This is a genomic window from Polaromonas sp. P1_E3 (genome assembly GCF_056405935.1).
Genome location: NZ_JBFUBD010000026.1, coordinates 1 through 21,062, shown reverse-complemented (window position 1 = coordinate 21,062; position 21,062 = coordinate 1). Strand labels below are relative to the sequence as shown.

Here is a 21,062-nt window from a genome sequence, read left to right as displayed (position 1 = left end):
TATCAGCCGGCACGCCGTCTTGTGCAGGCTGTGGGTGGCGCCGCTGCGGCTACCAGTCCACCAGGCTGAGGCCGATGCTCAGGACGTTGCGCTTGCGGTTGTAGTCCACCAGGCTGTCACCGTAGCCGCTGAAAAGCTGCACGTGGTAGCGCAGGCCGGTGTAGTTGGGCGACGAGGCCGGTGCCATCATCCAGTCAAACCTGGCTGAACCGCGGGCTTCCTTGCGCAGCGAATGGCGCAGCGTGACGCCTACCGTGTTGGCCTTGTTGATCTGCCAGCTGCCCGTGACTTCCGCGCGGCCCACATAGTTTTCAATGCCGGGGTTGTCATCATTGCCCGAGGACTCTCTCAGGCGGTCCCAGATGCGGCCCTGCAGGATCAGGCCCGAATCCTGGCCCAGCGTTTTCTCGGCGGCGCCCATCAGGTAAACGCGATTCCAGCTGCGTGACAGAGGCAGTGACTGGCCGTTGGACTGGTGCACCAGGCCCAGGCCCGAGAGCCGGTAATTCCAGCCGCCGGCCAGCGGAATCTGGTGCGGGTAGATGTAGATCACCTCGGGCTCGTGGTCGGTGGTCCGAAACGGCCGCGAGATGCTGCCGTTGAAGAGCTGCCAGTAGCTTTGCTGCGTGTAGCCGAACCAGATCGAGTCATGGTCGTCATCGTCGTTGTCGCCGTTTTTCAGCAAACCTTTGGCCACCTTGGTACGCACCGACAGCTGGATCTTGTTTTCAGTGCGCATGTAAGGCACAGAGGTCAGCGCGGTATGGCCGGCGGAGGGTGACGACGGTTGCGTGTTCACGCTGTCGGCGGTGGAGACAGCCAGCGTGATCGGCCGGTAGCCGCGCAGCGAGAACGTATCGCAGTCGGTGCCGCGCTGCAGTTCCCAGAAGCGGGAGAGCTCGGAATACTTCGTATTCTTGCAGCCGATCGGTTTGCCGTCGGGCGCTTCAGTGTTCATCGAAGGCAACAGCAATACCGGAGTGGCAGGCTGGCCCGTCTGGGTATTGGCCGGCGCCGTGGTCAGGCTGGGTGCGGGCGTGTTGGGAGGCGTTTGCGCATCAGCCCATTGCTGAAAGCAGCTGAGCTGCGCCGCGGGGTCGCCCTTCATGGCCTGGCAGGTTTGCCAGCCGGTGCTGGAAGGGCGGCTTGCGGGTGCCACTTGTGCGTGTGCCGTCGAGGTGGTGGCCAGAGCCCACAAACACAGCAGACCCAGGAAGCCAGGGAGCACTATTTGGCGCGGAACGGCAGCGGGAGTGAACGGTTTCAGTGGCATGGTTCGTCTTGAAAATGCCGCCGTTCAAGGCAGCCGTGTCAGCGTAAAAGGCACGTCCGGTGCATTGTCGGGGGCGCTGCTGCTGGTGTCTTTCCATGTGCCTTTGAAGGACTTGCCGCAGGAGCCCTCGACCATCTCGCCGTTCCAGGTGCCGGTAATGCTGACATTGTCGGACGACTCGTCGAGCAGCAGCATGCCGCCCTCCAGGTCGCCGGCCAGTGCTGCCTTGGCAGCGTGCCCGGCAATCGGTTTGGATCCCGCGGCGGCACCCAGGTCGCGGCTCACAATGCCGGCCAGGCTCTCGGCAAATTCGGCGTGGCGTTCCAGCAGCATGGTGGCGCGGGCCGGCAGGCCGGCGGGGGGATTGTCAAAGCGTACGGCCCACAGGCCATGGAGCTGTGCAGCTTTCATCTCGGTGGCGTGCGGGCACGTGGCCCCGGCTGTGGGCTGCGCCATGGCACTGGGGGCGGTCGCGCAGGCAGCTATCAAAAAAAGAGCGGATCGAAAAAATGGCAAGGTCATGAACGAGTAATCGCCGGGTTGCGGTGCTGTCGCTGAGCAGCAAAAAACCGGATAGCGGGGGGCGGCTGCAGCGAAGGGGATAAAAAAATTCAGCTCAGGGATTGCGGTGTTTCGCAACGCATGCCGTGGAGCTTGCGCACTATCTCACGAATACATCCTTGATCAGCGCAAGCACAGGCAAAAACCCGCCGCCTGAAACGGTTTGTAACCCTGACACTCAACTCCTTCCCATTTTTTACCGGGTTCGTGTGACCAGGGCAAGCTGCTCGAACTGGGCAAATGGCTCGGCGTGTGATTCGCGGCTAATTCGACGCTAGCGGACTTCTGATGCGGCGGCGGCCGCCGCAATTCCGTCCGCTGACTTCTTTGCAAATTCCGCGCGCAAGGCCTTGAGCTTTTCGCGCGGATCTTCTTTCACGGTGGCCTTGTCCAGCGCCATCTCGGCGATAAAGCGGCTGGGTGCACCCGGAATCATGTCGCGGCCCTTCTTGCGCTTGCGCAACCAGTTCACCGCCAGCGTGCGTTGTGCACGGGTGATGCCCACGTACATCAGGCGGCGCTCTTCCTGCAGGCGCAGCGCAATGCTGTCCGTATTGCTGCCGTCGTCGTCTTCCATCTTGAAAGGCAGCAGGCCTTCGTTCACGCCAGCCAGCACCACGTGCGGCCACTCCAGGCCTTTGGCGGCGTGCAGGGTGGAAAGCGTCACCACATTCTGGTCACCCTCGCGTTCGCTGATGGTGGAGAGCAGCGCAATCGTCTGCACGACTTCGAGCATGGTTTTGGTTTCGGCTGCTACCACGGCACCCGAGGCGTCGTCGATCTGCCCGCCGCAGCGCTGGGCCACCCAGTCGCAGAAATCCATCACGTTGGTCCAGCGCGCAGCCGCGAGTTTTTCGCTGTCTTCGCCGTCGTAAAGGTGCTTTTCGTAATCGATTTCCTTGAGCCAGTCGTTCAGGAAAACGCGTGCGTCTTCCGCGCCAACGGTGCGTTTTGCGCGGTACTCGAGGTCGTTGAGGTAGCGGCCGAACTCATGCAGCGAGCCGACCGCCTTGGCCGGCAGCACCGAGCCCAGCGAGTTGCTGAACAGCGCTTCGAACAGGCTTTGCTTCGACTGGCTTGCGAAAGTGCCCAGCGCGCCCAGCGTGGTATGGCCTATGCCGCGCTTGGGGGTGGTTACCGCGCGCATGAATGCCGGGTCGTCGTTGTTGTTGACCAGAAGCCGCATCCAGCAGCACAGGTCCTTGATTTCGGCGCGGTCGAAAAAGCTTTGCCCGCCCGAGACCTTGTACGGGATGTTGGCCTTGCGAAACGCTTTTTCAAACGGCTTGGCCAGATGGTTGGCGCGGTACAGCACGCAAAAATCTTTCCACTCCTTGAACTGCCCGCCCTCGGCCTGCAGGCTGCCTTCGGCGCGCAGGCTCTGGATGCGCGCCACCACGCGCTCGGCCTCGTGCTCTTCGCTGTCGCAGTCGATCACGCGCACCGGCTCGCCTTCACCGAGCTCGCTGAACAGTGTCTTGGGGAAAAGCTTGGGGTTGGGGCCAATCACGTTGTTGGCCGCACGCAGGATGGCGCTGGTGGAACGGTAGTTCTGCTCGAGCTTCACCACCTTGAGGTTGGGGTAGTCCTGCGGCAGCTTCTTCAGGTTGTCCAGCGTGGCGCCGCGCCAGCCGTAGATCGACTGGTCGTCGTCGCCCACGGCGGTGAAGCGGCCGCGCGCACCCACCAGCAGCTTGAGCATTTCGTACTGCGTGGCGTTGGTGTCCTGGTATTCGTCGACCAGCACATGGCCCAGGGAGTCCTGCCATTTGCTGCGTACGTTCTCGTGTTCGCGCAGCAGCTTGAGCGGCAGGCCGACCAGGTCGTCGAAATCGACGCTCTGGTAGGCGGTGAGGCGTTCTTCGTAATGCGCCATCACGCGCGCGATGGCGCGTTCCTCGTCGCCGTTGGCCTGGGCCAGGGCCTCGGCCGCGTTAAGCCCCATGTTTTTCCAGAGGCTGATGGTCCATTGCCACTGCCGCGCCGTAGCGGCATCGGTGCTGCCGCCGGCGTCTTTGATGATGCTGGTCACATCATCGCTGTCGAGAATCGAAAACTGGGGTTTCAGGCCCAGCGCCGCACCGTCCTGGCGCAGCATGCGGACACCCAATGCGTGAAAGGTGCAGACCAAAACGCCCTTGGCGCTCTTGCCGATCAGCGCCTTGGCGCGCTCGCGCATTTCGGCGGCGGCCTTGTTGGTAAAAGTGATGGCCGCGATCTGTTCGGGCTTGAGCCCTGACTGGATCAGCCGGCTTATCTTGTGTGTGATCACCCGCGTCTTGCCGGAACCGGCGCCCGCCAGTACCAGGCAGGGACCATGCAGGTAGTTCACGGCTTCTTGTTGGGCGAGGTTCAGGCCGTGGGTCATGAAAAAGAATCGATTCCAGGGAAAAATGCGCGGGACCGGCTTGTCAGGTGCTGCCGGTGAACGGCAAATCATAGCGGCTGCCCTTTTTGGCCCTGTCGCGCGGCCTGGGACCGCGCAGCAGGTTTCATGCCGGTCGCTCAGGCCGGGTGAAAAAAACCGCAAGCGGACAGAACCGGCCTCAACCCCGGATTCAAGCAATAAAAGCCCACGGGGCAATACCCGTCAGCGCAACCAGCTATCAAATAAATAGCATTCGAATCCGGCGTGGCTTTATGCCTGCCGGCTCGCGGGGGCGAACCCGCCTTGCGTCAACGACAGGGCCTGGGCCGCCTGCTGCAGCAGCAGGCGCACGGTTTTCTGGTCGGGGCCGACATGGCGGTCTATGCGCCGCACATAGGGACACGTCAGCGCGGCCAGTGCGCTGTGGTCGGGCCCGAAGATGGGGCAGGAAATATCGGCCACGCCGAACGACTGCAGGCTGTCGCGCTCGAAATAGCCTTGCTTGCGGATGACGCCCAGCGCGGCAGCCAGCGCATCGGATTCGATCGGTACCTCGCCTTCGAGTGCCGTGTGCTGGGCCAGCATTTGCTGCGCCCGGCTGGCGTCCGCGAAAGCCAGCAACACCCGGCCCGAGGCGGTATCGACCAGCCCAACATGCACGCCCACACGGACCGTCATGCTCCAGGTGCCTGGGCCGTTGACCTGCGCGGTGATCAGCACGTTGCCGTGGTCGTAAACGCCCATGTGGCAAGCCTGCTCCGCCTTCTGTGCAAAGGCCTCCATGACAGGAATGGCCTGGGTCACCAGCCGGTTGAGCGGCGGATGCATATGGGCCAGCGTAAAGAGCTTCAGGCTCAGCGAATAGCGGTCGCCAGAGAGCGAGCGCATCACATATTGCCGCGCTACCAAACGCTCCAGCATGCGGTAGATCTCGCTTGCGTTGCGGTCCATTTCCTTGACGATCTCCGCGCGCGTCAGGCCCTGCGGCTGGCGGGCCAGCAACTCCAGGATGTCCAGCCCCTTGTCGAGCGCCGGTGCGCGGTAACGGTCTTCCGCAAGCGGCGGGGAAGCGGCGCCGCCATTCTCGTTCGGGTTTTGGTCGGCAATGGGGGGAGAGGAATATTTTGATGTCATGGCGGCAGGGTGGGTGAGCTCAAGGCATTGCAATTTTGATATGTAAAGCGGCGTTCTTGATATGGCGCAAGGCATTGACGAAGACTTTCGCCTTCGTTGTTTTAGATTTATTTACTTTTGCACTTAATGTTCATCAATAAATTAAATCCTGACCTAGGGAAAATCCGGAGCCGGGAAAGATGAGCAGATTTCTATGATTCACAGCGTTTCGATCCATAAGTGAATAGATTGTTCATCAATGAACTATTTGTAACAATAAGTTTCCTGCTTTTGGCGCCTTCGCCCCGCAACGTTCCGTCAGCAAAAAGGTTTTGTTATGCGCCCAGGACAATTTGACAAGAAAACGGTATCGGTCTCAGCGCTGGCGCCCGGCTCGCTGGCCAGGACCTTTGAACTGGCGTGGGGAACAGGACTCGGGATATGCCTTCCGCCGCCCGCGGGCCACCTGGCTAATGACGGGCGCGCGTTCTCAGCGGCCAGTCGCTGCGGGTCGACGGCGGCGTAACGATCCGAGTGAACACCGCAGTTGCCCGGAACCGCTCATGACACCTCTTGTGGCGATCACCAACCTGTGCAAATCCTTTCCGGGAGTGCGTGCGCTGCACAACGCCTGGCTCGAGATCACTGCGGGCGAGGTGCGTGCACTGATGGGCGAGAACAGCGATGGCAAATCGATCCTGATGAAGATCCTGGCGACCCTGCGGCGCTTCCTGAGCTTGGGGTTCATCCTCAAGCCCGCCGCCATACAGGCACAGGAACCATCCTCCATGACTATCTCCAAGGGGCTGCAAGGTTTCAACACTGCGGCTTTTAGCAGCAACACCCGTCAAAAGCTGTTGGCCTTTGCCAGCTTGCTGGGCTTGCTGATTTTCTTCAACGTGGCCTCGCCCGGTTTTATGCAGCTGCCAAGCGCTCAGGCGCTTCTTTACCAGGCACGCAGCAATCCCCAGGCGGGCAATCCTTCATGAGCACGATCCAGTCCATGCGTGTCCTCGACGTGCGCTTTCCGACGTCGCGGCATCTTGACGGCTCGGATGCGATGAATCCGGACCCGGATTATTCGGCTGCCTATGTGGTGCTGGAAACCGGCCAGCCCGGGCTCGAAGGCCATGGCCTGACTTTCACCATCGGCCGCGGCAATGAAGTTTGCTGCGCCGCCATCGAAGCCATGCGCCATCTGGTGGTCGGCCTGGACATGGACTGGGTGACCGGGGACATGGGCCGCTTCTGGCGCTACATCACCTCGGACAGCCAGCTGCGGTGGATCGGCCCGGACAAGGGCGCCATCCACCTGGCGACCGCTGCCGTGGTCAATGCCGTGTGGGACCTGTGGGCCAAGCAGGAGGGCTTGCCGGTGTGGAAGCTGGTGGCCAATATGAGTCCGGAAGAGATCGTCAGGCTGATCGACTTTCGCTACATCACCGACTGCATTACGCCGGCTGAAGCACTGGCGCTGCTGACGCGCCAGGCCGCCGGCAAGGACGCGCGACTAAAGACGCTCGAGCAGGAAGGCTACGCCTGCTACACCACTTCCGCTGGCTGGCTGGGCTATGACGATGAAAAGCTCAGGCGCCTGGCCCAGGAGGCGGTGGATGCCGGTTTTTCGCACATCAAGCTCAAGGTGGGCCGCGACCTGCAGGACGACATCCGGCGGGTGCGTGTCGCACGCGAAGTGCTCGGCCCCGACCGCACCCTGATGATTGACGCCAACCAGGTGTGGGATGTCAACGAGGCGATTGGGTGGCTGGGCCACCTGGGCTTTGCAAAGCCCTGGTTTATCGAAGAGCCAACCAGCCCCGATGACATCGAGGGCCACCGCCGCATCCGAGAGGCGGTGAAGGGCGACATGCAGGTCGCCACCGGCGAGATGTGCCAGAACCGCGTCATGTTCAAGCAGCTGATCATGCAGGGCGCCATTGACGTGGTGCAGATCGACGCCTGCCGCCTGGGCGGAGTCAACGAGGTGCTGGCCGTGATGCTGATGGCAGCCAAATACGGGCTCAAGGTGTGCCCGCATGCCGGCGGCGTTGGCCTGTGCGAATACGTGCAGCACCTGTCGATGATCGACTACCTCTGCATTGCCGGTACCAAGGAAGGCCGGGTTATCGAATACGTGGACCACCTGCACGAGCATTTTGTGGATCCCTGCGTGATTCGCCGTGCCGCTTACATGCCGCCGCAGCGCCCGGGTTACTCCATTGAGATGAAGCGCGAGTCGCTGGCGCAATACGCCTTCAAAGGCGGACGTTCCCTTTTAGCTGCCTGAGCCACCACCCACATCCCCTACCCGCACATATCCCAGACCGGAACCCTCCATGGATTTGCACCTTCAAAACAAGATTGTCATTGTCACCGGCGGGGGCGCCGGAATCGGCGGGGCCATCAGCCTGCAGCTGGCGCGCGAAGGCGCGGTGCCGGTGATCTTCGGCCGCAGCCCGTTGTTGCCGGAGTTTTCCGCAGCCTTGCAGGAGACCGGCGCCCGCCACGGATTTTTCCAGCTCCAGCTTGAAAACGAAGCAGCCTGCCGGGCCGCGGTGCAGGGCGTGGTGGCCGAATTCGGCGGCATAGATGGGCTGGTCAACAACGCCGGCGTCAACGACAGCGTCGGCCTGGAGGCCGGCCCCGAGGCCTTCGAGCGCTCGCTGCAGTCCAACCTGATGCATTACTACCTGATGGCGCACCTGTGCCTGGACCAGATCAAGGCCAGGCGCGGCGCGATCGTCAATATTTCCTCCAAGACAGCGCTCACCGGCCAGGGCAACACCAGCGGCTATGTCGCGGCCAAGGCGGCGCAGCTGGGGCTGACGCGCGAGTGGGCCGCGGCGCTGGCGCCACATGGCGTGCGGGTCAATGCGGTGTTGCCGGCCGAAGTCATGACACCGCTCTATGAAACGTGGCTCAAGACCTTTGCCGACCCGGCGGCGGCCCTTGCCGACATCACGGCCCGGATTCCCCTCGGCCAGCGCATGACAACCGATCGCGAAATTGCCGACACGGTGGTGTTCCTGCTGTCTGATCGCGCCTCACACACCACGGGCCAATGGATTCATCCCGATGGAGGGTATGTGCATCTGGACCGCGCCTTACCTGTGGGCTGACTGCCATGAACCGACCCCAATTCGGCGAAAACGCCATGCACCGCTGCCAGCTGGCGCGCCTGAAAAGCGCGATGAAAGCCTGCAGCCACGATTTCCCCGCCCGAACCGGGTTCGCTCTGGGCAGCCATGCCGGCGAATGGGCATATCCGGACTTTTTAACTGACTCAACCCAACCATAGCAAAGAGAGACAAATCATGAAAGCTGCTTTCCGTAGTGTGTACCTAGGTGTGGCCTGCGCGGCCGTGCTGGCTCCGCAGGTGGCCTCGGCCCAGTCCAGTGTGACCTTGTACGGACGTGCCGTATCCGGCCTGGCTTATATCGACAAGGTGTATGACCCGGTGGCCAATGCCAGCTTTTCCAAAGCCATGGTGGCCAGCAACCAGTGGGGCACCAGCATGTGGGGCATGAAGGGGACTGAAGACCTGGGCGGCGGCTTGACGGCCAACTTCCTTCTCGAAAGCGGTTTTGAGCTGAAGAACGGGGCGACCGGTAGTGGACTGTTCAACCGCCGCGCCTATGTTGGTTTGTCCAACGCCAGCTGGGGAAGTTTCCGCCTCGGCAAGAATCTGTTCATCAGCAATGATGTGTGGGACCTGGACCCGACCGGCCAGCAGTGGGTGGGCAGCGCCACCTTGGTCAGGGGCCGCAGCTGGCCCGGTGCCAATAACGTAATCGAGTATTCAACACCTAACATGGGCGGCTTCAGTGCCACCGGGCAAATCTCGCTTGGCGAAACGGCCGGCAACAGCAAGGCCAACCGCGGCGAAGGCGTGTCGCTGACCTACGCGAACCAGGACCTGATGCTGCGCGCCATCTATTCCGAGCGCCGTAATGCCACCGGCACATTCACGGATGTCTTCAGCACCTCCAAGGAAACCATCATAGGCGGCACCTACAAGTTCGGCCCGGCCAAGCTGTATGCAGCCTACGATTACATCACCGCACCCGACGCGGCCCTCGCCGCCGCGACCAAGCTCAAGCATGCCTGGGTCGGCGTTCGCTACGATGTGACGCCGGCGCTCACGCTGATCGGCTCGGTCTTTCACGTGAAGGCCGACCGGGTGGCCGGTAAGGCCACCTTGGCCATGGTGGGTGCGGACTACAGCATGTCCAAGCGCACGCTGCTGTACGCGAGCCTGGGCGGCGTCAGCAACTCCAGTGGCGCCAACTTCGGGGTGGACGGGGGGATCTCGGGAAATCCGGCGGTCAACCAGGGGCAAAGAACCGTTTACGCGGGTATTGCGCACAGCTTCTAAAGGGCAGCGCTGCTGGGCGAGTTCCATGCGTTCGGCGGCAGGCCGGCAGGTTCAGATCAGGAGTGCCTGACGGGGACCAGCTGGCCAGCCACTTTTTGCTATTAAAAATATAGCTGCTTGCGCAGGCGCCGCCTGCGCTGCAGCTATTTTTTATGCTCAATCGGCATGCAAGCGGGAGCGTGCTGCGCACTCGCGCAAGGGCGTGGGCGACAATCAGCGCCGTGCTCGGCATTCTTTTCGTCACCTTTCCCTTTTTCGCGCTGGTGTTGTGCGGTTACCTTGCTGCGCGCCGGGGCCTGCTTCCGCAGCTGGCCATCCCCGGCCTCAACACCTTTGTGCTGTATTTCGCACTGCCTTGCATGCTCTACCGTTTTGGCGCAGGCACGCCGGTTGCGCAACTGCTCGATGCAAGCCTGGTGGCGGTCTACCTGGTGTGTGCGCTGCTGATGGTCGCCTTCACCGTGGTGCTCACACGCAAGGGCCGCATTGGCTGGAACGATGCGTCTTTCGGCGCGTTGGTGGCGGCCTTTCCCAACACCGGTTTCATGGGTGTGCCCCTGCTGGTGGCGTTGCTGGGCGCGCAAGCCGCCGGCCCGGCCATCGTCACTATCCTGGTCGACCTGGTGGTGACGAGCTCGCTGTGCATCGCGCTGTCGCGGCTGGACTCGGCAGATGTCCATGGCGCCGAGGTTGCGGCGCAAAAGGCACTGACGGGCGTAGCCCTCAATCCCATGCCCTGGGCCATCGTGCTGGGTGCGCTGTCGTCGGGCTTCGGGGTGGCGTTGCCCGGGCCGGTGATGCAGACCGTCGGGCTGCTGGCCGATGCCGCCTCGCCGGTGGCCTTGTTCACCATAGGCGCGGTGCTGGCCCGTTCGCAGATGAACAGCGTTGCGGCCACGCCGCTCAGGGATTACGTTCCGGTGGCGTTGATCAAGCTCGTGGTCCATCCGGTGCTCGTCGGTCTGGTGGGGCTAGGCACCATCGCGCTGGGTGTGCCGCTTGAGCGCTTTGCGCTCACCGTGATCGTGCTGGTAGCGGCCCTGCCCAGCGCCAGCAACGTGGCAATGCTGGCCGAGCGTTTCGGCGCCGACAACGGCCGCATCGCACGCATCATCCTGTTGTCCACCGTGCTGGCGTTCTTCAGCTTCTCTGCGGCGGTGGCCCTGCTGACCTGAGGCGGGACCAGGCTTGCCCCGGGTTTTCCGAGGCTGTTACAAAAAAACGGAAAAAGGTGGCTACCCGCTGTCGATTTACCTATCGGCCGTTCGTCGTAACGGTAGAGCGGGACGTTTTCTTGCCGGGACTGTCCCGGCCCCCCCGCTCCCAACGCAACTTCAAGGAGTCCGAAATGAAATTCATGGTCCTCATCAAAGCCGACAAACACAGCGAAGCCGGCGAAATGCCCACCGAACAATTGCTGGCCGACATGGGCAAGTTCAACRAATCGCTGGTCAAGGCCGGCGTCATGCTGGCGGGCGAGGGGCTGCACCCCAGCTCCMAAGGCGCGCGTGTCAAATTCTCTGGCGGCAAACGCACCGTGGTGGACGGGCCCTTCCCTGAAACCAAAGAGCTGGTCGCCGGTTTCTGGATGCTGCAGGTCTCGTCGAAAGAAGAAGCGATTGAGTGGGTCAAGCGCTGCCCCTTGCCGCCTGAGAGCGAGGCCGAGATTGAAATCCGCCAGGTATTTTCAGCCGAAGACTTCGGCGCCGAGTTCACGCCTGAACTGCGTGAAGCCGAGGAACGCTTGCGCCAGCAGGTCGAAGCGCAGACCGCCGCGAAGTCCTGAAAGCGGGCGCCTGGTTGCCGGGGCCGTGTTTGAGGTAAAAACCGGGTTCCAAGGAGATTCCACGCATGCAATACATGATCCTGCGCAAATCCGATGCGAGTACGGAAGCCGGCGAACTGCCCAGCCCCGCGTTGCTGGCCGCCATGGGCGCCTACAACGAAGAACTCGCCAAGGCCGGCATGCTGCTAGGCGGCGAGGGCCTGCAGGCAAGCTCAAAGGGCGCGCTCATCCGGTTTTCCGGTGGCAAGCCCACGGTCATCGATGGCCCTTTCACCGAAGCCAAAGAGCTGATCGCCGGTTTCACCATGATTGAGGCGGCTTCCAGGGATGAAGCACTGGAATGGCTCAAGCGCTGGCCTCAAGAGGATGGGGATGGCAATACCTCGCTGGAAATCCGCGAGGGTGGCTGCCCCGGCGGCCTGCGCGGCGTCGCCGGGGAAGGCGCGCCGCCGCTGCCCGAGGGGTTCCGCCGCTTCATGATTTTGCTCAAGGCCAATGACCGCGCCGAAGCCGGCATCGTGCCCGACGGCCAGTGGCTGGGGCGCATGGCCCAACACAACGACGATGCCGTCAAGGCCGGCGTGCTGCTCATGGGAGAAGGGCTCAAGCCCAGCGCCAGCGCCTCCCGCATGAAGTTCACCCGGGGCAAACCCAGCGTGATGGACGGACCGTTTGCCGAGGCCAAGGAGTTGCTGGCCGGTTTCTGGATCATCCAGGCGCGGTCGCTGCAGGCCGCAGTGGACTGGGCGCTGGCTTATCCCTTCCCGTTTCGCGATACGGAAGAGGTTGAGGTGGAAATCCGGCTGCTGTATGAGGCTGCCGATTTCACACAGGCCTGACGCCCGGGAACGGCGGTCAAAAATATTTTTGATTTTTTTGGCTGGGCATGTCGATTTCGCGTTTTTCGTTCGTCGTACCGGTGAGCAGGCGTTTTTTGGGGGCCAGACCGGCCCGATAAGCCCGGCGCTCGCCATTTATCAAAGTGAACGAACACTAAAAGGGATTTATATGTTCAAGACCATTGCCATCATTGCCGCCGTCGTCATCGTGCTTTTTGTCGTGACAGTGCTGGTGCTTGCCTCCAACAAGCCCGACACCTTCCGCGTGCAGCGCCAGATCACGATACAGGCGCTGCCTGAAAAAATCTTTCCGCTGATCAACGACTACAAACAGTGGGGCGCCTGGTCGCCCTGGGAGAAGAAAGACGCGGCCATGAAGCGCAGCTTCAGTGGCCCGGCCACCGGCAAGGGCTCGGTTTACGCCTGGGAAAGCAAGGAAGTCGGCTCCGGCGACATGCTGATCACCGAGTCCGTGCCGTCCTCCCTGATCAGGATTGACCTGAACTTCAGCAAGCCCTTCGAGGCCCACAACAAGGTGGTTTTCACCATCCAGCCGCAGGCCGGCGGCAGCGTCGTGAACTGGGAGATGGCGGGCCCCGCGCCGCTGATTTCCCGGGTCATGCATGTCTTCTTCAACATCGACAAGATGGTGGGCAAAGACTTTGAAGACGGCCTGGCCGCGATGAAGGCCGCTGCGGAAAAGTAAGCCTGGCTCACTCAACCCACATTCAAGGAGTATTCAAATGCGATTCATGATGCTGATGATCCCCAAAGGCTACGAAACTGCCGACGCAGGCACCATGCCCAGCGCCGACGCCGTGGCCGCGATGATGAAGTACAACGAAGAACTGCAAAAGGCCGGCGTGCTGATCGCGCTGGACGGCCTGCATCCACCCTCCATGGGCGCGCGCGTGACCTTCCCGGGTGGCAAGGCCCATGTCAAGGACGGTCCTTTTGCCGAAGCCCGCGAAGTGCTGGGCGGCTATTGGATGATCAACGTGGCCTCGCGCGAAGAAGCCATCCAGTGGGCAACGCGCTGCCCGGGCGGTGAGAACGAAATGATCGAAGTGCGCCAGGTGCAGGAGATGTCGGACTTTCCGCCTGACGTGCAAGAAGCCGCCGCCGGCTTCACCGAGATGCAGCAAGCGCCGAGCGGAAAAAACAAGGGCGCCTGAAGCCGCATGGCGTCGCATGAAACCCACCGCGCCATCGACGCCGTCTGGCGCATCGAATCGGCCAAGGTCATCGCCAAGGTTGCACGCATGGTGCAAGAGGTGGGCCTGGCCGAAGAGATCGCGCAGGACGCGCTGGTCACCGCGCTGGAGCGCTGGCCCAAGACAGGCGTGCCCGACAACCCCGGTGCCTGGCTTATGGCCGTGGCCAAGCACCGCGCCATCGACCACCTGCGGCGGCGCAAGCTGCTCGCGCTCAAACATGAAGAGCTGGGCCATGAACTTGAGCTGGAGCAGGAAATGGCTTTCGCCGACCTAGACGAACCCGGCTCCGGGGACGGCGGCGCCGACGACTACGGCGACGATTTGCTGCGCCTGATCTTCACCGCCTGCCACCCGGTGCTGTCGACCGAGGCGCGCATCGCGCTCACGCTGCGGTTGCTGGGCGGTCTGAGCACCGACGAAATCGCGCGTGCCTTCCTGGTGCCCGAGCCTACGGTGGCCCAGCGCATCGTCCGCGCCAAGCGGACTTTGGCCGAGGCGCGCGTGCCGTTTGAGGTGCCCGGCCCCGAAGAGCGTGGCGCCCGGCTGGCCTCGGTGCTGGAAGTCATTTATCTGATCTTCAACGAAGGCTATTCGGCCACCTCGGGCGGCGACTGGATGCGCCCAGCGCTGTGCGACGAAGCCCTTCGGTTGGGGCGCGTGCTGGCCGAACTGGCGACGCAGGAGCCCGAAGTCCATGGCCTGGTGGCATTGATGGAAATCCAGGCCTCGCGTGCCAAAGCGCGTACCGGGCCTTCGGGCGAACCCATCTTGCTGCTGGAGCAAAACCGCGCGCGCTGGGATCACATCCTGATACGCCGCGGCTTTGCGGCGCTGGCGCGAGCCGAGGCGCTGGGTGGCGCGCTGGGGCCGTATGCGCTGCAGGCTGCGATTGCCGCCTGCCATGCGCGCGCGCCCACCGGCGCCGACACCGACTGGCATCGCATCGCCGCGCTCTACGATGCGCTGGCGCAGCTGTCGCCTTCACCGGTGGTAGAGCTCAACCGCGCCGTCGCGCTGGCCATGGCTTTTGGTCCGGCGACGGGGCTGGAGGTGGCTGACGTACTGCTCGCCGAGCCCCTGATGAAAAACTACCACCTGCTGCCGAGCGTGCGAGGCGACTTTTTGTTCAAGCTCGGCAGGCTGGAAGAGGCGCATGCGGAATTTGAGCGTGCCGCATCGCTCACCCGCAACCTGCGTGAGCGCGAGCTGCTGCTGGCGCGCGCCGCAGCCTGCAAGCCGGACGCCACGCCGCGCCTCTCCTGACGCGTTTCACACTGCCGGTTTGCGACCAGCCAGCATGCAGGCGATAGCCGCCAGTTGCAGCAGCACCGTCGCAGTGAAGTAAAGACCAGTGCCCGCACCCAGGCGCGCCGCGCTTCCGTTAGCTGTTACCAGCAGCAGGGCAAACGTGGCCGGTGCCAGCGCCCACAGGCCTTGCGACATCGCGACGATCAGCGCCACCACACGTGCAACGTCTTCCTTGACGAACTCCACCTGCGCCACCAGCGGCGGCAGCGAAGTCGCGTTGCCGATGCCTACCCCAAACAGCACCACGCCCAGCAGGATCAGTGCGGTCTGGTGTTCCGCCGCGCAGGCCAGTAACAGTGAGCCGGCGATCTGCACCGCGTAGCTCATGCTGGCGATCAGGCGCCGGTCGGCACCGGTCGGCATGCATTTGGCGACGATGGTGCGGCCACCGATGGCGCAAGCGGTGGCCAGCGCCATCGCCAGGCCGGCGCCCTGGGTGCCGAGCGCTGACACCAGCAGCGAATACAAGTGGGTGATCAAGCCGGCCTGCGCGAAAAGGCTCAGCGCCATCGCCGCAGCCAGCGTGCGAAAGCTGCGGTCACGCCATAGCAAGCCGCCCGGCAAGGGCTTGGCATGCGCAGAGGTGACGCTGCGCGCTGGCGTGCCCGGTGCGTCGCCGTCAGGCTGCTGGCCCATGCGCCCTGGCGTTTGCGCGATCACATAAAAACAGAGGCACCCCACGACAGCCAGCATGGCCGCGCCCACCAAAAGGGTGGCGGCGGTAAAGCCCATCGCCGCGATCAAAGCACCCCACAGCGGCGAGAAAATCACACCGCCCAGGCTGGCGCCGTTGTAGGCCTTGGCCAGTGCCAGGGGCCGGCCGCGCATAAACCAGGGCGAGATGATGGCGTTGATCCCTGCCGCGCCCATCGTGACCCAGCCGCCGCCCGTCAGCATGGCAGCCACAAACAGTTGCCAGGTCTGTGCAGCAAGCGCCCAGCCCAGAAGTCCCAGCGCCACCGCGGCGGTGCCCGCAGCGATAGTGGCGGCCACACCGAGACGGGCATGGATGCGCGGCATGCAGGCCACCACGCCCGCGCCGAACAAAAAGTGAAAGGTCACGGCGGCAGACACCAAGGGCAGTGCCCATCCGGTGCGTGCAAGCACCGCGTGCAGAAAAATCGCCGGGCTGTAAAAGCCTATGCCCCAGCCGAAGATGGCCAGTACAAAAGCGGCGCGCACAACGGTGGCGCCGTAAAAGGCGCGGGGTGCCGGCGGCTGGAGGGCAGGGGTCATTGGCAATGCCATGGAGTTCTYCGTGTGAGAAGGCAGCAGCTGCTGCATGGCCTCCATGGTGCGGCGAAGAGGGGGCGCGATGCTTCGCCCCGAAGCGAAGCATGGGATTTTCGATGCTGCTAAGGTTGGTACTCAGAAGGTCTTAAACCATGATGAATACCAACCAAATCGCGCACATCGCCTCGTTGGTCGGCGAGCCGGCCCGCACCGCCATGCTGATGGAGCTGTTGGACGGCCGCTCACTCACAGCCCACGAACTGGCCGGCGTCGGCAACGTGTCGCCGCAAACCGCCAGCCGCCACCTGGCCCTGATGGTCGAAGGCGGCCTCCTGCGCGTAGAGCAACACGGCCGGCACCGTTACCACCGCCTGGCCTCGGTCGACGTGGCCCGGGTGCTGGAAGGCATCACGCAACTCGCCTCACAAAACGTGCCCGCGCCGCGCCGGGCCGTGGTGCCCGGCCCCAAAGACGCCGCCATGCGCATGGCACGCAGCTGCTACGACCACATCGCCGGCCGCCTCGGCGTGGCCATCGCCCATCACCTGCTGGCCGACGGCGCCATCACCTTTGACGGCGAGGCCGGCCACGTCACCGCCAAAGCCGGTGCCGTGTTGGCGCGTCTGGGCATTGAACTGTCAACGTCGCCAACCAGCATCAACACCAAGCGGCCTTACTGCCGGCCGTGCCTCGATTGGAGCGAGCGCCGTTTTCATGTGGCCGGGCAACTGGGCACGCTGATCTGCACACACAGCCTGGAAAGCGGCTGGCTGCTGCGCCGCCAGGGCATGCGCGCGCTGGAGATCACACCCAGAGGCGTGATGGCGCTACGTGGCTGGATGGGGCAGGAAAGCTGGCGGCAGGTGACAGAGGGTGACGCGTTTCCTGCGCGACAGGAAAAGCGGATTCTCGCCGCCTGAGCGCGGCGCCCGCAACCACGTTTTTGTGGTTGAAGCCGCGAGCTCATACGCGGCATTTTGCGGCATACATTACGTCAAGAGAGGCAGCCCCGAGATGAGCGACCGTAGTTCAGGCGTTGAAGTGTTGGTAGTTAAAGACGGGACACATGGACGACCAATTCCCACGGCTTGGCGGCCCGTGTTCCGCGATATCGTGAAAGCCTTTGCTGACCACGACTACTGCTTAAAAGAGGACGTGTTGGGAGTTGAGCCTGTTTCTGCAGACACGGTTGCGCATATCCGGGACTACATTCAGAACTACGGAGAAATGTTGGTGGAACTGCCAGAGGAGACGTGGGATTCCTCTGTTTGCATCTGGTCGGGAAATCACTGGGATGCGCTGGTAGACCTATGGACGCAAGCAGAAGGTCGAAGTGATTTGGTGCTGAGTGTGCGCGTTACAGAGAGCAACCCCGGCTTCTCGTTCAAAATTCATATGGTTTATGTGCCGTAGCGATGACGACGCCTACCCTTCTTTCATGCGGGCCTGCCTGCGGCAGTTCGCTTAAATAAAACCTTAGGCCGCACATGAGAACACCGTCACGCCAACCCGTCGATTGCAATGGAACAGTTGCCCGCATTGGTTCGCGCGTGCGCGTGTTGCACCTTTCGGGCGATTGGTACGAGAGGCTGCCTGCGGACGAACGGTGGCGCGTGGATTCAATGATCGGAGAAGAGTTCGTTGTAGAGGAAATAGATGACTACGGTCAACCTTGGGTTTGCAAGCGCTGGCCTGATGAAGGAGAAGGCACTTGCCAGTCACATTCCATAGCACTTGAGCCTGGAGAAATGCTGTGCCTTTGCTCCAAAGACGAATGAACTCCGAAGTCCATGAACGCCTGTCATTTAATCAAATCGCAATCGGATCCACATCAATCGCCCAGCGAATCAGGCTTTTGAATTCCGCTTGCTGGCGCGTCTCAAACAGCACCGGCTGCCAGGCCGCCAGAAAGCGTTGCAGCGCCGCACGCGAGGGGCTTTCGACCAGCATTTGCGCGCGCTCGATATTGGCCACGCGCTGTATTGTCATTGGCACTGCGGGGTAGGCAGTGACCTGGCCGTGTCCGGTGAGTTGCTGCGCTTCGGCTTGAGCTGCTGCCGTGTTCAGAAAGCCCTGGGCCACTTCCTGCGTGCGGGCCTCGGCGCGCACCAGCGCTGAAAAGCCGAAGGGCGACATGCCGGCTGCTTCGCGTTCTGCCAGTTGCTGCGCCGCGAAGCCGGCGTAATCGTGCCGCTTGAGCGCCTCGAACAAGGGGTGCTCGGGATGAAAGGTCTGCACCCACATTTCGCTGGCGCCGCTGTGGCGCGCGTCACGGCCGGCCCGGCCGCCGGCCTGCATGAGCAGGCTGAAGAGGCGCTCGGGCGCGCGGAAGTCGCTGGAGAACAGCGCGCCGTCGGGGTTGATGGCGGCCACCAGCGTGATGTGCCTGAAGTCGTGGCCCTTGGCGATCATCTGCGTGCCGACCAGCACGTCGACCTCGCCCGCATGCACGCTGGCCAGCTGTGATTCGAGCGCGCCCTTGAGCCGCGTGGTGTCGGCGTCTATGCGGGCGATGCGCGGCGGCTCGCCGTCTGGCCGCTTCACGCCGGCCAGCAGTTCGGCAAGGTGCTCTTCTAGCCGCTCGGTGCCGCGGCCCACGGGTGCGATGTCGATGTTGCCGCAGCTTGGACAGGCGCGGGGCACGCGCTCTGTGAAGCCGCAGTGGTGGCAGCGCAAGGTGCGGTCAATCTTGTGGAAGACGCGGTAGGCGCTGCAGTGCGGGCATTCGCTTTTCCAGCCGCAGTCATGGCAGGCCAGCACCGGCGCATAGCCGCGCCGGTTCAGGAAGATCAGCGACTGCTCGCCGCGCGCGACCCGTTGAGCAATCGCGTCCAGCAGCGGCGGCGCGATGATGCAGTGCTTGGGCTGGTGGTTCATGTCCACGCGGCGTACGGTGGGCAGGCTGCCCGGGTCACCGGGCTCGCGGGCTTTGGGCGGTGAAAAAGGTTCCGGCTGCGGTCCGGCGGAATAGGGCGCAGCTTCTTCGCCGGTTGATGGCACCGTGCCAATACGTTCGTGCATGACGAGCCGCTGGTAGCGGCCGGCGAGTGTGGCTTGCCAACTCTCCAATGAGGGCGTGGCCGAACCGAGCAGCACCCTGCAAGGGCCATGGCCATGCGTGGCGTCTTCGGTTTCGATCTTGGCACGGTACACCGCGAGATCACGGGCCGAGTAACGCGCGCCTTCCTGCTGCTTGTAGCTCGGGTCGTGTTCCTCATCGACCACAATCAGGCGTAAATTAGGCATGGAGGCGAACACCGCCATGCGCGTGCCCAGCACCAGGCGTGCATGGCCGGCGTGGGCGGCCAGCCAGCTTTTGAGGCGCTGCGCCGGTGTCAGGCCGCTGTGCAGGGCCACCACGCGCTCCTTGCCCAGGTGGGCAAAGCGCTCTTCAAAGCGCGACTGCAGCTGCGGCGTGAGATTGATTTCGGGCACCATCACCAACACTTGCGCGGCCGGATCGAGCTCGAGCACGCGGGCCGCGACGCGCAGGTAGACCTCGGTTTTGCCGCTGCCGGTGGCGCCGAACAGCAGCGCTGGCCGGGTATCGGCGTCAAATTCAGCCAGCGAGAGAGCTTGCTGCGCGCTGRGCGGCAGCAGCGCCGCGGTATCCTGAGGGCCGCTGGTATCCGCGACAGGGCGCTTGAGCCGCCGCGCCAACTGCACATTGCTGAGGTCGCGCAGTTGCGGCGGCAGCGCCGCCAGCGCCACCTCCCCCAGGGAACGCTGGTAATACCCCGCCGTGAACATCACCAGTTTGCGCCAGGTTGCCGAAAGGGGCGGCAATCCTTCCAGCGCGCCGGCGACATGGCGTGTTTGCATTTCCAGCAAGGCTCCGCTGTCTGCAATGGTTTCCCACACCACACCAAGGACTTCACGTTTTCCCAGCGGCACCCGCACCAAGGAGCCCGCAGCAAGTGGCAACTCGCTTTGGTAGGTCAGTGGCCCTGCGATAGAACTGTGTGCGGGCGCGGCAACGACGACTTGAAGCCAATAGCTCATTTGGAGTAACTAAATGTGTTTACTTCTTGAGAAGTACATCCAGATAATGCGCTAAGTCCTTGATTTACCATCGCTTTACAGATTTCCAGATTTTCTGTGGATAACTTTGTTGATAGCTCGCCATGGCGCGTCGCGAAGCCTTGTAAATCAAGGCTTTGCTTAAACTGCCCGGAAAAAAAGCAGTTTGAAGTCTCTATATAAATCAACAACTTACGAGCGCTATTGCTTTGATAGCGCAGCACGGTGCTGATGTTCGCCATTGCGGCACCGCAACACAAATTTTGTGCATAAGTCCGAACGTCCCGGCCCGATTTTGTGTTAGCCATGGTTGAAATCAGTCATCCGCTGGCTTTTAGGGGCGTAACCAGAAGGTTTAGGTACCGGGAGCACGCATGCTGCGAGAGTGAGCGTGCACTGCGCCTACGAGTACTTCCACACTTTCGGGCGGTGTGTGCTGGCTGATGCCGTGCCCGAGGTTGAAAATATGGGCCGGTCCGGGCTTGCCGGGATCGGTATGGGGTCTGCCAAAGCTGTCCAGCACGCTTTTTACTTCGGCTTCTATCTGGGCCGGGTTGGCAAACAGCACGTTGGGGTCCAGGTTGCCTTGCAAGGCTTTGGCATGGGGGCCGTTTTCACCGACCAGCGCACGGGCCTTGGCCAGGTTGACCGTCCAGTCCAGCCCCAGCACCTCGCAGTCCAGCTGTGCCATGGCTTCGAGCCACTGGCCGCCGCCCTTGGTGAAAACCAGGCGGGGGATCTTGACGCCTTCATGTTCGCGTTTGAGCTGGGCCAGCACACGGGCCGTGTAGGCCAGGCTGAAGGTCTGGAAAGCCGCGTCGGCCAGCACTCCGCCCCAGCTGTCGAAGATCATCACGGCCTGGGCGCCGGCCTCGATCTGCGCGTTCAGGTAAGCGGCCACCGCATCGGCGTTCACCGCCAGCATCTTGTGCATCAGGTCGGGACGCTGGTAGAGCATGGTCTTGACC

At 62.8% G+C, this 21,062-nt stretch carries 20 protein-coding genes; 12 read left to right on the top strand and 8 right to left on the bottom strand.

The window, feature by feature from the left end; genetic code table 11:
- Nucleotides 1-49 precede the first annotated feature (49 nt).
- From AC1D0Z_RS06550 to AC1D0Z_RS06535, 4 genes are all read right to left on the bottom strand, one after another.
- Nucleotides 50-1,273 carry a phospholipase A gene (locus tag AC1D0Z_RS06550; protein ID WP_477657433.1) on the bottom strand — a complete coding sequence of 408 codons (1,224 nt, stop codon included), beginning with the start codon at nt 1,271-1,273 and terminating at the stop codon, nt 50-52.
- 24 nt (nt 1,274-1,297) lie between these two features.
- Nucleotides 1,298-1,729, bottom strand: a complete 432-nt coding sequence (locus AC1D0Z_RS06545) for a hypothetical protein (RefSeq protein ID WP_477657432.1) — start codon at nt 1,727-1,729, stop codon at nt 1,298-1,300.
- Between the two features lie 379 nt (nt 1,730-2,108).
- A complete protein-coding gene (locus tag AC1D0Z_RS06540) occupies nt 2,109-4,202 on the bottom strand; it encodes an ATP-dependent helicase (protein WP_477657431.1) in 2,094 nt (697 codons plus the stop codon).
- Nucleotides 4,203-4,472: 270 nt separating this feature from the next.
- Complete coding sequence (locus AC1D0Z_RS06535; protein WP_477657430.1) at nt 4,473-5,336, bottom strand: IclR family transcriptional regulator; 864 nt, start codon at nt 5,334-5,336, stop codon at nt 4,473-4,475.
- Nucleotides 5,337-5,788: 452 nt separating this feature from the next.
- On the opposite strand from AC1D0Z_RS06535, the gene AC1D0Z_RS06530 reads away from it, so the two are divergent.
- From AC1D0Z_RS06530 to AC1D0Z_RS06485, 10 genes are all read left to right on the top strand, one after another.
- Nucleotides 5,789-6,304 carry a P-loop NTPase family protein gene (locus AC1D0Z_RS06530; RefSeq protein WP_477657429.1) on the top strand — a complete coding sequence of 172 codons (516 nt, stop codon included), beginning with the start codon at nt 5,789-5,791 and terminating at the stop codon, nt 6,302-6,304.
- On the top strand, nt 6,301-7,602 hold the full coding sequence (locus AC1D0Z_RS06525) for an L-fuconate dehydratase (RefSeq protein WP_477657428.1): 1,302 nt from the start codon (nt 6,301-6,303) through the stop codon (nt 7,600-7,602). The genes AC1D0Z_RS06530 and AC1D0Z_RS06525 overlap by 4 nt, the downstream gene beginning before the upstream one ends.
- Before the next feature lie 49 nt (nt 7,603-7,651).
- On the top strand, nt 7,652-8,434 hold the full coding sequence (locus AC1D0Z_RS06520) for an L-fucose dehydrogenase (RefSeq protein ID WP_477657427.1): 783 nt from the start codon (nt 7,652-7,654) through the stop codon (nt 8,432-8,434).
- A 195-nt stretch (nt 8,435-8,629) separates the two neighbouring features.
- Entirely contained in the window at nt 8,630-9,691 is a 1,062-nt protein-coding gene (locus AC1D0Z_RS06515; RefSeq protein ID WP_477657426.1) for a porin, read from the top strand.
- A gap of 221 nt (nt 9,692-9,912) precedes the next feature.
- Entirely contained in the window at nt 9,913-10,866 is a 954-nt protein-coding gene (locus tag AC1D0Z_RS06510) for an AEC family transporter (RefSeq protein ID WP_477657425.1), read from the top strand.
- Between the two features lie 173 nt (nt 10,867-11,039).
- Entirely contained in the window at nt 11,040-11,477 is a 438-nt protein-coding gene (locus AC1D0Z_RS06505; RefSeq protein WP_477657424.1) for a YciI family protein, read from the top strand.
- Between the two features lie 65 nt (nt 11,478-11,542).
- Nucleotides 11,543-12,316: a YciI family protein gene (locus AC1D0Z_RS06500; protein ID WP_477657423.1), complete on the top strand. Its 774-nt coding sequence runs from the start codon at nt 11,543-11,545 to the stop codon at nt 12,314-12,316.
- 169 nt (nt 12,317-12,485) lie between these two features.
- Nucleotides 12,486-13,022 (top strand): SRPBCC family protein, encoded by a 537-nt coding sequence (locus AC1D0Z_RS06495; RefSeq protein WP_477657422.1) that lies wholly within the window; start codon nt 12,486-12,488, stop codon nt 13,020-13,022.
- A gap of 37 nt (nt 13,023-13,059) precedes the next feature.
- The gene (locus AC1D0Z_RS06490; RefSeq protein ID WP_477657421.1) at nt 13,060-13,491 is read left to right on the top strand and encodes a YciI family protein; all 432 of its coding nucleotides are present in this window, start codon (nt 13,060-13,062) and stop codon (nt 13,489-13,491) included.
- A gap of 6 nt (nt 13,492-13,497) precedes the next feature.
- The gene (locus AC1D0Z_RS06485) at nt 13,498-14,796 is read left to right on the top strand and encodes an RNA polymerase sigma factor (protein WP_477657420.1); all 1,299 of its coding nucleotides are present in this window, start codon (nt 13,498-13,500) and stop codon (nt 14,794-14,796) included.
- A gap of 6 nt (nt 14,797-14,802) precedes the next feature.
- On the opposite strand, the gene AC1D0Z_RS06480 is transcribed toward AC1D0Z_RS06485, so the two are convergent.
- Nucleotides 14,803-16,077: an MFS transporter gene (locus AC1D0Z_RS06480; protein WP_477657419.1), complete on the bottom strand. Its 1,275-nt coding sequence runs from the start codon at nt 16,075-16,077 to the stop codon at nt 14,803-14,805.
- A 152-nt stretch (nt 16,078-16,229) separates the two neighbouring features.
- Here AC1D0Z_RS06480 and AC1D0Z_RS06475 point away from each other — a divergent pair, with 152 nt between their 5' ends.
- Together AC1D0Z_RS06475 and AC1D0Z_RS06470 are read left to right on the top strand one after the other, a co-directional pair.
- Entirely contained in the window at nt 16,230-16,994 is a 765-nt protein-coding gene (locus tag AC1D0Z_RS06475) for an ArsR/SmtB family transcription factor (protein ID WP_477657441.1), read from the top strand.
- A complete protein-coding gene (locus AC1D0Z_RS06470; protein WP_477657418.1) occupies nt 16,948-17,487 on the top strand; it encodes a DUF7668 domain-containing protein in 540 nt (179 codons plus the stop codon). Before AC1D0Z_RS06475 ends, AC1D0Z_RS06470 begins: the two co-directional genes overlap by 47 nt.
- A 396-nt stretch (nt 17,488-17,883) precedes the next feature.
- Here AC1D0Z_RS06470 and priA read toward each other — a convergent pair whose 3' ends face one another.
- The 3 genes from priA to AC1D0Z_RS06455 form a co-directional block, all read right to left on the bottom strand.
- Nucleotides 17,884-20,076, bottom strand: coding sequence for a replication restart helicase PriA (gene priA / locus AC1D0Z_RS06465; protein WP_477657417.1), 2,193 nt, complete (start codon nt 20,074-20,076; stop codon nt 17,884-17,886).
- Nucleotides 20,073-20,402 (bottom strand): hypothetical protein, encoded by a 330-nt coding sequence (locus AC1D0Z_RS06460; protein WP_477657416.1) that lies wholly within the window; start codon nt 20,400-20,402, stop codon nt 20,073-20,075. The genes priA and AC1D0Z_RS06460 overlap by 4 nt, the downstream gene beginning before the upstream one ends.
- Nucleotides 20,403-20,449: 47 nt before the next feature.
- Nucleotides 20,450-21,062: uroporphyrinogen decarboxylase family protein (locus AC1D0Z_RS06455; RefSeq protein ID WP_477657415.1), on the bottom strand; the 613-nt coding region annotated here is incomplete at its 5' end.